The 14,864-nt window shown below is 34.7% G+C and carries 12 protein-coding genes; all 12 read left to right on the forward strand.

All coding sequences use genetic code 11. The annotated features are described in order from the left end of the window. The first annotated feature begins 45 nt into the window (after nucleotides 1–45). A complete protein-coding gene (locus tag ACIGAM_RS05900; RefSeq protein ID WP_396510532.1) occupies nucleotides 46–3,558 on the forward strand; it encodes a VCBS repeat-containing protein in 3,513 nt (1,170 codons plus the stop codon). 44 nt (nucleotides 3,559–3,602) lie between these two features. Next, the gene (locus tag ACIGAM_RS05905) at nucleotides 3,603–4,481 is read left to right on the forward strand and encodes an AraC family transcriptional regulator (RefSeq protein WP_396510533.1); all 879 of its coding nucleotides are present in this window, start codon (nucleotides 3,603–3,605) and stop codon (nucleotides 4,479–4,481) included. Nucleotides 4,482–4,569: 88 nt separating this feature from the next. Beyond that, nucleotides 4,570–5,895, forward strand: a complete 1,326-nt coding sequence (locus ACIGAM_RS05910) for an L-fuconate dehydratase (protein ID WP_396510534.1) — start codon at nucleotides 4,570–4,572, stop codon at nucleotides 5,893–5,895. A gap of 29 nt (nucleotides 5,896–5,924) precedes the next feature. Further along, nucleotides 5,925–6,701, forward strand: coding sequence for an SDR family NAD(P)-dependent oxidoreductase (locus ACIGAM_RS05915; protein ID WP_396510535.1), 777 nt, complete (start codon nucleotides 5,925–5,927; stop codon nucleotides 6,699–6,701). 12 nt (nucleotides 6,702–6,713) lie between these two features. Beyond that, nucleotides 6,714–7,565, forward strand: a complete 852-nt coding sequence (locus ACIGAM_RS05920) for a fumarylacetoacetate hydrolase family protein (protein WP_396510536.1) — start codon at nucleotides 6,714–6,716, stop codon at nucleotides 7,563–7,565. Further along, the gene (locus tag ACIGAM_RS05925) at nucleotides 7,565–8,395 is read left to right on the forward strand and encodes an amidohydrolase family protein (RefSeq protein WP_396510537.1); all 831 of its coding nucleotides are present in this window, start codon (nucleotides 7,565–7,567) and stop codon (nucleotides 8,393–8,395) included. The genes ACIGAM_RS05920 and ACIGAM_RS05925 overlap by 1 nt, the downstream gene beginning before the upstream one ends. 42 nt (nucleotides 8,396–8,437) lie before the next feature. Next, nucleotides 8,438–9,217 (forward strand): SDR family oxidoreductase, encoded by a 780-nt coding sequence (locus ACIGAM_RS05930; protein WP_396510538.1) that lies wholly within the window; start codon nucleotides 8,438–8,440, stop codon nucleotides 9,215–9,217. Nucleotides 9,218–9,229: 12 nt separating this feature from the next. Then, complete coding sequence (fucP, locus tag ACIGAM_RS05935; protein WP_396510539.1) at nucleotides 9,230–10,537, forward strand: L-fucose:H+ symporter permease; 1,308 nt, start codon at nucleotides 9,230–9,232, stop codon at nucleotides 10,535–10,537. 130 nt (nucleotides 10,538–10,667) lie between these two features. After that, nucleotides 10,668–11,819, forward strand: coding sequence for an alpha-hydroxy-acid oxidizing protein (locus ACIGAM_RS05940; protein WP_396510540.1), 1,152 nt, complete (start codon nucleotides 10,668–10,670; stop codon nucleotides 11,817–11,819). Between the two features lie 78 nt (nucleotides 11,820–11,897). Beyond that, nucleotides 11,898–13,100: a Tm-1-like ATP-binding domain-containing protein gene (locus tag ACIGAM_RS05945; RefSeq protein ID WP_396510541.1), complete on the forward strand. Its 1,203-nt coding sequence runs from the start codon at nucleotides 11,898–11,900 to the stop codon at nucleotides 13,098–13,100. A gap of 11 nt (nucleotides 13,101–13,111) precedes the next feature. Then, nucleotides 13,112–13,525 carry a cupin domain-containing protein gene (locus tag ACIGAM_RS05950; RefSeq protein ID WP_396510542.1) on the forward strand — a complete coding sequence of 138 codons (414 nt, stop codon included), beginning with the start codon at nucleotides 13,112–13,114 and terminating at the stop codon, nucleotides 13,523–13,525. Between the two features lie 33 nt (nucleotides 13,526–13,558). Continuing rightward, nucleotides 13,559–14,386, forward strand: a complete 828-nt coding sequence (locus tag ACIGAM_RS05955; protein WP_396510543.1) for a phosphoenolpyruvate hydrolase family protein — start codon at nucleotides 13,559–13,561, stop codon at nucleotides 14,384–14,386. Nucleotides 14,387–14,864: the final 478 nt, after the last annotated feature.

Below are 14,864 nucleotides of genomic sequence, written 5' to 3' on the forward strand. Positions count from 1 at the left end.
TTTTTTCATACTACCTTTTACTATTAATTAAACGCGATACGTATTGTGATTAAATCAAGTGCTACTTTATCCCTTTTAATACTTCTTTTTACATCTTGTGGGTTTAAAGAGGATGAAATATTTACGAAGTTAGAACCTAGTTTCACAAGTATTGATTTTATGAATGAGGTTGTAGAAACAAGTACTACAAGCCTTGCTAATAATTATTATTTCTATAATGGTGCTGGTGTAAACGTAAGTGATTTTAATAACGATGGTTTACAAGATATTTTTTTTACTGGTAATCACACTCCTTCTAGACTCTATCTTAATCAAGGAGGTTTAAAATTTAAAGATGTAACTGAAGCAGCAGGTTTATTAAATAATTTTTGGTGCAGTGGTTCTACTTATGCAGATGTAAACGGCGATGGGTTACAAGATATTTTTGTAGCTACGGTAGGTAAAAACGAAAGTAACTTATTGTACATAAATCAAGGAAATGATTCTGAAGGTACTCCTATCTTTAGAGAGCTTTCTCAAAGGTACGGACTCAATGATACGCGTATATGTACGCAAGCCGCATTTTTTGATTATGATCGCGATAATGACTTAGATCTTTTTGTCATTGTTAATTCTCAATTAATGAACGATCGCAATCTTACCAAACCAAGAAATACAGAACAGATCTCTTATACCGTTGACATTTTATATAGAAATAATGGTGATAATACGTTTACAGATATTTCTGAAGAAGCCGGAATAACCAATGAGGGATACTCCTTAGGTATTGCCATTAACGACATTAATAATGATGGCTGGCCAGATATATATGTAGCTAATGACTTTATTACAAATGACTTAATTTATATAAATAATACTGCAGGTGGTTTTACAGAAATGGCTCCTAAATATCTAAGACATACAAGTTACAATAGTATGGGGGTAGATATTGCAGACATCAATCACGATGGCTTTATGGATATTACGACGATGGATATGTTACCAGAGTCAAACCGAAGAAAAAAGCTTATGATGGCTCCTTTGGACTATGATTTATTTAATTATAGAACAAGCCTTGGGTATGTGCAACAACACGTTAGAAATGCTTTACAAATAAATACAGGCGTTGCAGAAGATGGTTTGTATCAGTTTAGTGAATTAGGTGCTCTGGCTGGGATTTACTCTACAGATTGGAGTTGGGCACCACTATGGGCAGATTTTAATAATAGCGGTGATCTCGATTTGTTTATTACAAACGGGTATTATAAAGATCTTACAGACATGGATTTTTCTTTAGGTTTAAAGGAGAAATTACGTTTTGGTTCAAATGATTATAGTGTTGCTTATCAAAAAGAAACTATGGATAAGCTACGGCCTATTAAGAAGTCTAATTTTCTTTATACTAAAAAAGGACCACTAGAATATTTAAATGTCGCCGAAAGTTGGGGCTTAGAAGAACCCTCGTTTTCTCACGGGGCCGCATTTGCAGATTTTGACAATGATGGCGATCTAGAGTTAATAGTTAATAATCTGGGACAACCCGCATTTTTCTATAAAAATAATACCATTGAGTTAGAGGAAAAGACTAAAACTAATGAGCACTCTTATATTGAAGTTAAGCTAAAAGGTACCGGAAAAAATAAAGACGCTTTTGGCTCACGATTATCTGTCTTTGCAGAAGGAAAATGTATAGAAAGTTATTTTCATTCTAATGTAAGAGGGTATTTATCAAGTATGGGAGATGTGATTCACTTTGGTCTGGGTAAGAGGCAAAACGTTGATAGTATATTAATTAATTGGCCAGACGGAATGCATCAAACTATAAATAAAATCCCGTTAAATAAGAGGATTAATATAGTTTACAAACCAGATATAAAAGTCAGAAAACCAGATGTTAGTAAACAGCTTTTTAAAGTCGTTTCAAAAAATTTAGGACTTAACTATTTCGCTGAAGAAAACAATTACATAGACTTTAAAAATGACCCATTATTCTTTAAGATGTATTCTAAAGAGGGGCCGGGTATCGCTGTAGGTGATATTAATAATGATGGTAAAGATGATTTTCTAATTGGGAGTGCTTCTGGTAAAGCTACAACAGTATTCACTCAGGAAAACGGAAGTTTTAAACAGTCTCAAATTTTATTAGAAGACGCTTTTTATGAAGATATGGGTATGCTTCTTTTTGATGCAGATGCAGATGGAGACAACGACTTGTATATAGTAAGTGGTGGCGCGGAGTATGTGCTAAATAACTCAATCTTTCAGGATCGATTTTATAAAAACGATAACGGGATATTTACAAAACAAAAATTAGCAGTTGCTTACACGAGTGGCAGTACGGTAAAGGGTGCAGATTATGATAGAGATGGTGATATAGATCTTTTTGTTGGCGGAAAAATTATACCGGGAAGTTACCCATTAGCACCTACAAGTTCAATTTTGGTAAATCAAAACGGAAGTTTTGTTGATAAAACTCCTGCAGCTTTGAAAAATATAGGGATGGCTAATGATGCCCTTTGGACAGATTTTAACAACGATGGCTGGGTAGATTTAATTGTAGTAGGAGAGTGGATGCCTATACAGGTATTTATAAACAATAAAGGTACTTTAGAACTCTTTAAAGCTTCAGGATTGGATAATACTTCGGGCTGGTGGAATAGTATAACAGGTGGTGACTTTGATAATGACGGTGATATAGATTACATCCTGGGTAACTTCGGTCTTAATAGTTATATACGTGCAGATCCAAAACATCCGGTTCGCGTATACGCTGCAGATTATGATTCCAACGGGAAAACAGATCCTATTATTTCATATTACTCAAAAAATGATGATGGTGAATTAGAAGAAGTTTCTCTGGCGACACGCGATGCATTAATTTCTCAAATAGTGGCCTATAAAAAAAGATTTAGAGATTATAAGTCATTTTCCGAAGCACCCTTTGATAAAATATTAAAAAAGCAAGATCGCCATAATGATTTGGTTCTTGATGCTAAAATATTAACAACGAGTTATTTAGAAAATTTAGGTAACGGGACATTTAAAATAAAAATGTTACCTATAGAGAGTCAGGTTTCTCCGGTATATGGGGTATTAGTTAAAGACTTTGATGGTGACGGCAATTTGGATGCGATTTTAAGTGGGAATTTAAATTCTGCAGATCCTGTTTTTGGAAATTATGATGCTTCTAACGGAGTGTTTCTAAAAGGAAATGGCACAGGAAATTTACAAGCAGTACCTACATTAGAATCGGGTCTTTATTTAAATGGAGATCAAAAAAGTATCGTAAATGCTTTTGTTGGTTTAAATGCTATTAGTATTTCTGGAGCAAATAAAGGTCCTCTAAAGGCTTATATCTATTCTGATTCCATAGAAAAAACTCATACTATTCTCACGCTAAAATCTCAAGACGCAGGTGCATACATAACTTATAAAAATGGTACTCAATCAAAAGTTGAATTTTATTACGGACATAGTTATTTGTCTCAATCTTCTAGAAAATTTGAGATTACGCCATCTATGAGAGAAGTTATTTTATTTGATTATAAAGGAACTAAACGAACATCATTTAAATTATAAAATTGAGATATAGACAATTGTTTTCTGATCATTAATACAATCTAATGAAGCTTCATTTTATAGACCGAACCAGCTCTGCTACTAATTCATTGAGTGTGACACAAAATAGTCATCCTCATTTTTTGAAGTTTTGGCACTTTCACCCAGAATTAGAATTAGTTCTAATTGTAAAAAGTACGGGTACTCGATTTGTAGGTGATAGTATAGAGAAATTTAATGAAGGAGAGCTTGTTTTATTGGGGAAGAATTTACCACATATGTGGATTAATGATCCATCGTATTACAAAGGAAGTACAGATTTAAAAGCTGAAGCGATAGCGGTACACTTTAAGAAAGAATTTTTAGGTATTCAATTTTTTGAAACTCCAGAAATGAAAGCAATTGCGCATCTTATTTCTAGGGCTTCATTAGGAATCGTATTTCCTGATATTAGTAAGGCTTTAAAGAAAAAAATTAAAGGATTAATCAAACTTAATGATTTTGACAAAGTGGTTTCCTTGCTTCAAATTTTGCAGGAATTAGCTAAAAATTCTAACTCAAGAATTCTATCGAGTAATGGTTTTGTAAAGCCATTTAACAATAATGACTCTCAGGACCTGAAGAAAATATACGAATATATATTTAAGAATTTTAATAAACCTATTAGTTCAAATAAAGTTGCTGAAGTTGCAAATATGAACCCTTCAGCCTTTAGTAGATTCTTTACAAAAATTCATAGAAAATCATTTACGCGATATCTTAATGAAATTCGTGTGGGGTATGCGTGTAAAATGCTAATTGAAGGAGAGCAAAAGATCATTTCAATCTGTTACGAATCAGGTTTTCGCAATGTTTCTAATTTCAATAGACAGTTTAAACTTATACGAGGAATAACCCCAAACGAATTTGCAAAAATATATGACGATACCACAGAATTAGAGTAAATCGTGCAAAAAAAGTATTACATAAAGCAACAGGAAGGGTGGATATCATAATCTACTATGAATAGCTTTGTTAACAACATCTATTTTAATGAAAGAAAAACTAATAATTACAGGTGTTTCTGTAAAAGACGTAAGATTTCCTACGAGTAAGTCTTTAGATGGTTCAGACGCCATGAATACAGATCCTGATTACTCAGCAACCTACGTTATTTTGGAAACCAATAATCCAGATTTAGAAGGTCATGGTTTGACTTTTACCATAGGACGAGGTAACGAAATTTGTGTTAGTGCCGTTAAAGCTCTTTCCCCTTTAATTATAGGTAAGACCTTAGAAAGTTTTACTCAGGATATGGGTAAGTTTTGGAAGATGATTACGGGTGATAGTCAATTAAGATGGTTAGGTCCTGAAAAAGGGGTCATTCATTTAGCTACCGGAGCCGTTGTTAATGCAGTTTGGGATTTATATGCTAAAGCAGCCGGTAAACCTCTCTGGAGACTTCTATCAGAGATGTCTCCCGATGAATTGATTTCATGTATTGATTTTACTTATATAACAGATGTTTTAACTCCAGAAGAAGCTTTACAGATTCTTAAAGATAAAGAGAAAACTAAAAAGGAGCGCACAGATATACTTCTTAGAAATGGATATCCTGCGTATACAACCTCGGCGGGTTGGTTAGGTTATTCTGATGAGAAAATGCGAAAACTCTGCCGGGAAGCCAAAGAAAGCGGATTTAAACATATGAAAATTAAGGTAGGTGCAGATCTAAAAGATGATATGCGAAGAGCTGCTATAATTAGAGAAGAAATAGGTGATGATCTAAAACTAATGATGGATGCTAACCAGAAATGGGATGTTGATGAGGCTATAACTAATATGGCTGAACTTAAAAAATTTAATCCCTGGTGGATTGAAGAACCAACTAGCCCAGATGACATTTTAGGTCATGCTAAAATTGCAAAAGCTGTAAGTCCTATTCTTGTTGCTACTGGAGAACATTGCCAGAATAGAGTAATATTTAAGCAGTTAATGCAGGCAGAAGCTATGGGTATTTGTCAAATCGATAGCTGCAGAGTAGGTGGTGTTAATGAGATTTTAGCAATACTCTTAATGGCTGCAAAATTTAAAATCCCAGTGTGTCCTCATGCTGGAGGCGTGGGGCTGTGTGAGTACGTACAACACCTCTCTATGATAGACTTTATAGCTATTAGCGGTTCTATGGAAGATCGTATAATCGAATTTGTAGATCATTTGCATGAACATTTTTTAGAACCTGTAGTTATTAAAAATGGTTGCTACATGCCACCAGAATTGCCGGGCTATAGTATTACGATGAAAAATGACTCTCTTGAAGATTTTGGTTTTCCCAATGGGAAAGAATGGAAGCTAGAAAGTAATACTGTAACCGCATAAAACAGCTTAAAAAATAGAACTTACATACTATGGCTTCATATAATTATAAAGAAAAACATGTATTGGTAACCGGCGGCGGAAGTGGCATAGGTAAAGCTATTTCTCAAGGTTTTGCTCAAAATGGAGCTTTCGTGCACATTTTAGATATAACATCAAATCACTATGAAGATACTGTTCAGGAAATAAGAGCCGCTGGTGGAATCGCAAAAGGATATGTTTGCGATGTTTCAAAACAAGATCAGGTACTTGAAGTCATAAATACAATAGCAGCATCAAATAGTATTGATATCTTAATAAATAATGCCGGTATTGCACATGTAGGAAATATCGAAAAAACTACAGAAGCAGATATGGACAGGCTATATGAGGTAAACGTTAAAGGTGTCTATAACTGTATTTATGCAACAATACCTCATCTTAAAGTAAATGGTGGTGTTGTACTTAATATGGCTTCAATAGCTTCAAGTGTTGGGATTGCAGACCGATTTGCCTATTCTATGACAAAAGGCGCAGTTCTTACAATGACCTATTCAATTGCAAAAGATTATTTAAAAGATAAAATTAGATGTTGCAGCATTTCACCTGCGCGGGTACATACCCCATTTGTAGATAATTTTATTTCAAAAAATTATGCAGGGCAGGAGGAAGAGATGTTTGAGAAACTTTCTAAATCCCAACCTATAGGAAGAATGGGATTACCATCTGAAGTTGCAGCATTAGCCTTATTTTTATGCTCTGATGAGGCCTCTTTCATTACAGGAACAGACTTTCCTATAGATGGAGGTTTTATAAGACTAAACAACTAAAATCAAAAACAAATGAAACTTATACGCATAGGAAAAACAGGTGATGAGAAACCAGGCGTAGAATTAGCTAATGGCGACCGCATAAATGTATCAAAATTTGTAGCAGATTTTGATGAAGATTTTTTTGGTACAAATGGCATTGAGCGCTTAGCAGATTGGTTGAAAGAAAACAGCCGTGACTTGCCCAAATTTGATAAAAGTTTGCGTGTAGGCCCGCCGGTAAAAAGACCGTCTAAGATTGTCTGTGTAGGTCTAAATTATGCAAAGCATGCGCAGGAAAGTGGCATGACATTGCCTAAAGAACCGGTTTTATTCTTTAAAGCTACATCTGCAATTGTAGGGCCTAATGACGATTTAATAATTCCTAAAGGAAGTAAAAAAACAGACTGGGAAGTAGAGTTAGGTGTAGTAATAGGCGAGAAAGCGAGTTATGTTTCTGAAGACCAGGCAATGCATCATGTAGCAGGCTATATTTTGCATAACGATTATAGCGAACGTGAATTTCAATTAGAGCGCGAGGGGCAATGGGTTAAAGGAAAAAGCTGCGATTCTTTTGCACCTATAGGACCATATATAGTCACTAAAGATGAAGTTAAAGACGTACATAATCTCAACCTATGGTTAAAATTAAATGGGGAAATGATGCAAAACAGCAATACTTCAGATTTAGTTTTTAATATTCCGCAGTTAGTGAGTTATATAAGCCAATATATGACTTTATTACCTGGTGATATAATTTCGACAGGGACACCATTTGGGGTAGGGTTAGGTTTTAATCCACCTAAATATTTGAAGCCAGGTGATGTTATAGAATTAGGTATTGAAGGTTTAGGAGTTTCTAAACAAACAGCACGAGCTCTATAATGATCATAGATAGTCATCAACATTTCTGGAACTATAATCCTGTTAAAGATGACTGGATTACTGATGACATGAAGGTATTAAAACGTGACTTTTTACCTAAAGAATTATCTAAAATTTACAAGGAGTTAAGCATTAGTGGTTGTGTTGCAGTACAAGCTGATCAATCTGAGGAGGAAACAATATTCTTATTGGACCTAGCTGAAAAACACGACTTTATTAAAGGGGTTGTAGGTTGGGTAGATTTGCAAAATCCTCAAGTAAATGAGCATTTATCTTACTATGCAAAAAACAAATATTTTAAAGGTGTTCGGCATATTTTACAGGCTGAAGATTCAAGTTTTATGCATAAATCTGAATTTCTCAACGGAATAAAGAATTTAGATGGTTTAGGTTTATCATATGATCTCTTAATACATCCACATCAGTTAGAAAGTACAGCAAAATTAGTTTCTCAGTTTCCAGATTTAAATTTTGTAATAGACCATTTAGCAAAGCCAAATATTAAAATGAAAGAACTGAAGCATTGGAAAAATGATCTTACCCGAGTAGCCTCATTTACCAATGTACATTGTAAAATTTCGGGTTTGGTGACAGAAGCAAATTGGACCGCTTGGCAATTCTCTGAATTAAAGCCCTACATCGATGTAGTAGTAGAGTTTTTTGGGGTAGAGCGTGTTATGTTTGGTTCAGACTGGCCTGTTTCTAATTTAGCCGCCTCATACAAGGAGGTTTTAGGAATTTTAGATCAATATCTGGTTGGCTTCTCTGATGCTGAAAAAAATAAAATTCTAGCATTAAATGCGGTAAACTTTTACAATCTCGATTTATAAATAAAAAATTATTAACGCCCTCTACATTTTTAAACTAAAACGATGGATCTGTACTTAAAAGATAAAGTTATTGTTGTTACAGGAGGTTCTTCTGGGATTGGTAAAGGTATTTGCATGGCTTTAGTTCAAGAATGTGCTATTCCATTTATTATAGGTCGCAATAAAGACCGCATTGATTCTTTTATCGCTGAGATTGAAGCTAACGGAGGTAAAGCAGGTAGAGCCTATGCTGAACTTACAGACCCCACCCAATGTGAAAATGCAATAAAAATTGCAATTACAGAATTTGGTAAGATTGATGGTTTAATAAATAATGCGGGTATTAATGATTCTGTGGGATTAGAACATGGCACCTACGAGGCATTTATAGAGTCCTTACATAAAAACGTAATTCATTATTATCATCTGGCAAAATTGGTGCTACCAGAACTTAAAAAGAATAAAGGAGCCATTGTAAATATTGGTTCTAAAACATCAATTACGGGCCAGGGCGGTACATCTGGATATGCTGCGGCAAATGGAGCACGTAATGCGCTTACCAGGGAATGGGCGGTAGAATTATTGCCCTATTCAATACGTGTAAATGCCGTAATAGTAGCAGAATGTTATACACCTCTTTATAAAAAATGGATTAACACATTTGATAATCCCGAAACAAAGCTGGCCGATATATCTAAAAATATTCCCTTAGAGAATAGAATGACAACAGAGCAAGAAATTGCAGATACGGTACTCTTTTTAATGTCATCAAGATCGAGCCACACTACCGGTCAGCTACTTTTTGTAGACGGAGGTTATACTCATTTAGACAGATCAATTTAGCTTTTTTAACAGATGAACCTAAAAGAAGAAATACCTGTAGTTGCTAAAAAGGTTATTATACCTTTTATACTTATAACCTCCTTATTTGGGTTGTGGGGTTTTGCTAATGCGGTTACAGATCCTATGGTACAAGCATTTAAAAAAGTTCTTGAGTTGTCAAACTCCCAAGCTGCATGGGTACAAATGGCATTTTATGGGGGTTATTTTTGTATGGCATTACCTGCAGCACTATTTGTTAGAAAATACAGCTATAAAGTGGGTGTACTTATAGGTTTAGCACTTTATGCCATTGGCGCCTTATTATTTTATCCCGCCGCAATTACAGGGCAATTTTGGTTCTTTTGTTTGGGGTTATATATTTTGACATTTGGATTAGCTTTTTTAGAAACTACGGCAAACCCATACATTTTAGCAATGGGGCATTCTAAAACAGCTACACAGCGATTAAACCTCGCTCAGGCCTTTAACCCTGTAGGACTCATTTTAGGCTTAGTAGTAGCCCAACAATTTGTTTTACAAAAATTACAATCTGATGATATAGAGAATTACAGTTCATTAGCCGAAGCTCAGAAAATATTGATACGTACTTCAGATTTAATGGTTATAAAAAATCCCTATGTAATTCTGGGGTTTGTAATATTAATTGTCTTTTTTCTCATTCTTATTAGCAAGATGCCTCAAAAGAAGGGAGATGATCAAGACTCTAGTTTAGGAAATACCTTCTCAAAACTCAGTAAAAATTCAAATTATACTTTAGGAGTTTTTTCTCAAATTATGTACGTGGGTGCACAAATTATGTGCTGGACGTATATTTATCAATATGCTGAGGGAATAGATATATCAAGTGAAGTAGCAGCAAATTATCAATTTGCTGCATTCATTTTGTTTTTTGTTGGTCGTGCTATAGGAACCTATCTGCTACGCTATCTACCTTCAGGTAAACTATTATTTTATTACTCTGTTTTCGCAATTCTATCCTGTTTAGGTGTTATAGTGTTTCAAGGGGTTTTAGGTTTATATGCGCTTGTAGCAGTAACCTTTTTTATGTCTATAATGTTTCCTACAATTTATGGTATTGCTCTAGAAGGATTAAGCGAAGAGGAATCAAAGATAGGCGCTGCAGGTTTAGTTATGGCTATTGTAGGAGGCGCTCTTATGCCAAAGCTTCAAGGTATGCTTATAGATTTAGGAGGGTATGGAGTAAATGATATAAAAATTCTAGGAGTTAGCGAAGTCAACTTTTCGTTTACGTTACCTGCAATATGCTTTTTATGCATTGCAATTTATGGATATCGGGTGAAGACGAATCCCATATATTAATACAACTACAACCAAACCAATTTATTATTAAAAGAGCTTCTTAAGACTTCTAATGATGTAATGCCTGTGCTATCGATTTTTAAATCGATAGCACAGTATAAACCGTACCTAATATTTAAAATTTTAAAAAATGGATTTGACAGTAAATTCAAAGTATCCTTCTATAGAAGATCTGCGAAAAAAAGCGAAAAAACGTATCCCAAAGTTTGCATTTGAATATTTAGATGGTGGTTGTAATCAAGATGTCAACTTAAGAAAGAATACAGCAGAAATTAGGAAAATAGAATTAAACCCTTATTATTTAAACCAATATGCTAAACCTTCTCTAAAGACTGAATTATTTGGTCATATATACGATGCTCCATTTGGTATTGCGCCGGTAGGTTTACAAGGTATTATGTGGCCTAATGCACCAGAAATATTAGCTAAGGCAGCTTTTAAACACAATATACCTTTTGTTTTAAGTACGGTTACAACAAGTAGTATAGAACGTACAGCAGAAATTACAGAAGGTAAAGCCTGGTTTCAACTTTATCACCCTACTGAAGATAGATTGAGAGATGATATTATTAATAGGGCAGCTGCCGCTGAAATGCCGGTATTGGTCATATTATGTGATGTACCCACTTTTGGTTACAGACCAAGGGATATCAGAAACGGCTTAGCAATGCCTCCAAAAATGTCTGTAGCAAATATTCTACAGGTATTAGGTAAACCCGCCTGGGCAATGAATACCCTTAAATATGGGCAACCTACTTTTGAAACCTTAAAGCCATATATGCCAAAAGGTCTAAACTTAAGCGAACTAGGTAAATTTATGGATCAGACTTTTTCAGGAAGGCTAAATGAAGATAAAATTAAACCAATTCGGGATCTGTGGAAGGGAAAACTAGTGCTTAAAGGCGTTGCAACGATAGAAGATGCTCAAAAAGCTCTAGATCTGGGCTTAGATGGGATAATTGTTTCTAACCACGGTGGAAGACAACTAGATGCAGGGCAATCAAGTATTAAACCCTTGGGTACTATTGCAGAAAAATTTAAAGATCAACTTACAGTAATGATGGATAGTGGGATCAGGTCTGGTCCTGATATCGCCAGAACATTAGCTAGTGGAGCGCAATTCAGTTTTTTAGGGAGGTCATTTATGTATGGCGTTTCTGCGTTGGGCAGAGATGGCGGAGACCATACAATTTCTTTATTAAAAACAGAACTCATGCAGGTTATGGAACAAATAGGCTGCGAGAACATTAATAATATAAGTAATCATTTGGTTACTCATTAATAAAAAAAGGAGAATGGGCTGTACCATTTATTCTTGCCATCTGTGAATAATTGCACGTACTATTAAAAAGAGATTGTTATGGAAAAAATGAAAAAGGTATATATCATAGGCACATACGATACTAAAAGTGTCGAATTAGATTTTGTAAAAACCTGTCTTGAACAAACAGGTGTAAATGCTCTAACAATTGATGTTAGTACCCAAAAGCCATCAGATAATACAATAAAAGCAGATGTAAGTTCAGAAACTGTATTTCCTGAAGTTTATTCTACAGTGTATAGTTCTCGGGGTGATGCAATCTCAAAAATGGGTAAGGCTCTAAAAAAATATATTCTTAAGCAAAATGATGTCGCGGCAGTGCTTGCCATAGGTGGTTCTGGAGGCACAAGTTTGGTTTCTTATTTAATGAAATCTCTTCCTGTGGGTTTGCCTAAGATTATTGTATCTACGATGGCATCAGGTGATATTCGTCCATATATAGGAGCCAGTGATGTATATATGGTTTATTCAATTACAGATATAAAGGGCATTAATGCAATTTCTACAACCATACTTAGTAATGCTGCGCATGCTATTTCAGGAATGATTATAAACAGTACGCCTGCATATACTAGTGAACTAGATATAGTGGGTATTTCTATGTTTGGAGTTACAACACCCTGTGCAAATCAAGTTGTAGCGCAATTAGAATCTAATTTTGACTGCCTTGTCTTTCATGCTACAGGTGTAGGCGGTCAAAGTATGGAAAAATTAATAGACTCTGGCTATATAAAAGGAGTGATTGACCTTACAACAACAGAAATCGCAGACCATCTTATGGGTGGAGTTTTAAGTGCAGGTGAAGATAGATTAGGGGCTATAATACGTTCTCAAATACCCTATGTGGGATCTGTAGGAGCTTTAGATATGGTAAATTTTGGAGCTTTAGATAGCGTTCCTCAGAAATTTAAAGATCGAAACTTATACGTGCATAATGAGCAGGTAACCTTGATGCGCACAAATGTTGAGGAAAATATTGTTATGGGAAAATGGTTAGCTACTAAACTTAATCAAATGGAAGGTGAAGTTCGCTTCATTTTACCAATGAGAGGAGTTTCGGCTATTGATGTAGAAGGGCAAAGTTTTTATAATCCTAAAGCAAATACTGCATTGTTTGAAACCTTAGAACAAGAGCTTTTTCAAACCACTAAACGCAAATTAATAAAACTGCCCTTTGCAATAAATGATAAGGAATTTAGTGAGGCACTAGTAAAAAACTTTTACGAAATCAGAAATTTTTAAAACCTATTAACATGAAAAAAGCTTTAAAGAATTTTATTTTAGAATCTGACGCAACTTTAGAACAGCACGACTGGGGAACACTTAGATGGGTAACTAACCCTTCTGTTCAAGATGTGAAACAAATTACATCTCTGGTTGTGCACTTGCCAAAATCTCAAGGTCATAATTTTCATTTACATCCAAATCAGGAAGAAGTAATTCACGTTTTAGAAGGTTCGATTGAACAGTGGATAGGAACTGAAAAGCATATTCTTAATGTAGGTGATTCTGTATTTATACCGGCAAATCAAGTTCATGCCTCATTTCAATATGGTGAGCAGGAGGCAAAATTATTAGCAATATTAGGACCCTGTGCTGCGAATGAAGTAGGATATGAGATTGAAGATGTGTCAACTTTAAGCCCTTGGAATACATTAAGACAATAAAAAACATACAGCTATAATCTTACAAATAAAAAAATGAAAGAGACGAAAGAAAAAAATTTAAAAAATCTACGTAGCCTCATAAATCAAAACATTCCTATAATAGGAGGAGGAGCAGGAACAGGATTATCTGCAAAATGTGAAGAAAATGGTGGTATAGATCTTATTGTAATTTATAATTCCGGTAGATATAGAATGGCTGGAAGAGGATCGCTATCGGGTTTATTAGCTTATGGCAACGCCAATGATATTGTAAAGGAAATGGCACGAGAAGTAATTCCGGTTGTTAAAAATGTACCCGTATTAGCAGGTGTTAATGGTACAGATCCGTTTGTAAATTTTAATCTTTTGTTTAAAGAACTTATAGATTTAGGTTTTGTGGGTGTGCAAAACTTTCCGACAGTAGGTTTAATTGATGGTGTTTTTAGACAAAATCTAGAAGAAACCGGTATGGGGTTTGACAAGGAAGTTGAAATGATTAAACAGGCAAATAAATACCATCTACTTACTACACCATATGTATTTAGTACAGAACAAGCTATTGCGATGACTGAAGCCGGTGCAGATATTATTGTATGCCATATGGGACTTACAACTTCTGGGTCTATAGGAGCGCAAACATCAAAAACGCTAGATGAGTGTGTTAACCTAATAGATACGTGGGCAGATGCTGCACGTTCTATAAATAAAGATATAATTGTTTTGTGTCATGGCGGTCCTATTGCTATGCCAGAAGATGCCAGTTATATTCTTAAGCATTGTAAAAATATAAACGGTTTTTACGGGGCAAGTAGTATGGAACGTTTACCTACAGAAATTGCTATAAAGAATCAAATATTAGAATTTAAAAAAATTCAGTTTTAATAGCTGAAACAGTTTTGTTTTTATGTTGTGAGTAGGCATAAGAACAAGTTTAGTAAATTTTAAATGCAAAAACCTGCTATTCATATGATTAGCAGGTTTTTAAATATTTTGAATATTTCGTCGGGATGAGAGGACGACTTAAAACCGGAAAACACATTGATATTCAAGTGTTTGACAGTTAAATAAATTCCAAGGTAACCGAATAGGTAACTTTTTTTGCTATTGAAATGCTTTCAGATTAAAATTAATACATTTTAAAACTAAATGAATAGAAATCAAATTGAATCTTATTGCAATAAAAATTTATGTTCGAAACTAATTATGAAGGCTTTCCATTTTTTAGGGAATCCTGCATTTTTTAGGAAAGCCTACATCGACACCGTAACCCGAAAAAAGGAATACCGTGCCCGCAAGCACGTGTGTATTGATTGCCCAATACGCAGGAGTTGTCTGGGCAAAAGCGCACAGGAAAAGAAGT

Origin of the sequence: Leeuwenhoekiella sp. NPDC079379, assembly GCF_044542075.1 — a bacterium.
Taxonomy (GTDB): Bacteria; Bacteroidota; Bacteroidia; order Flavobacteriales; family Flavobacteriaceae; genus Leeuwenhoekiella.

Bases quoted from the DNA above. Each gene is read 5' to 3' on its own strand.
- ACIGAM_RS05905 (WP_396510533.1), top strand. From the start codon at position 3,603: ATGAAGCTTCATTTTATAGACCGAACCAGCTCTGCTACTAATTCATTG.
- ACIGAM_RS05910 (WP_396510534.1), top strand. From the start codon at position 4,570: ATGAAAGAAAAACTAATAATTACAGGTGTTTCTGTAAAAGACGTAAGA.
- ACIGAM_RS05915 (WP_396510535.1), top strand. From the start codon at position 5,925: ATGGCTTCATATAATTATAAAGAAAAACATGTATTGGTAACCGGCGGC.
- ACIGAM_RS05920 (WP_396510536.1), top strand. From the start codon at position 6,714: ATGAAACTTATACGCATAGGAAAAACAGGTGATGAGAAACCAGGCGTA.
- ACIGAM_RS05925 (WP_396510537.1), top strand. From the start codon at position 7,565: ATGATCATAGATAGTCATCAACATTTCTGGAACTATAATCCTGTTAAA.
- ACIGAM_RS05930 (WP_396510538.1), top strand. From the start codon at position 8,438: ATGGATCTGTACTTAAAAGATAAAGTTATTGTTGTTACAGGAGGTTCT.
- fucP (WP_396510539.1), top strand. From the start codon at position 9,230: ATGAACCTAAAAGAAGAAATACCTGTAGTTGCTAAAAAGGTTATTATA.
- ACIGAM_RS05940 (WP_396510540.1), top strand. From the start codon at position 10,668: ATGGATTTGACAGTAAATTCAAAGTATCCTTCTATAGAAGATCTGCGA.
- ACIGAM_RS05945 (WP_396510541.1), top strand. From the start codon at position 11,898: ATGGAAAAAATGAAAAAGGTATATATCATAGGCACATACGATACTAAA.
- ACIGAM_RS05950 (WP_396510542.1), top strand. From the start codon at position 13,112: ATGAAAAAAGCTTTAAAGAATTTTATTTTAGAATCTGACGCAACTTTA.
- ACIGAM_RS05955 (WP_396510543.1), top strand. From the start codon at position 13,559: ATGAAAGAGACGAAAGAAAAAAATTTAAAAAATCTACGTAGCCTCATA.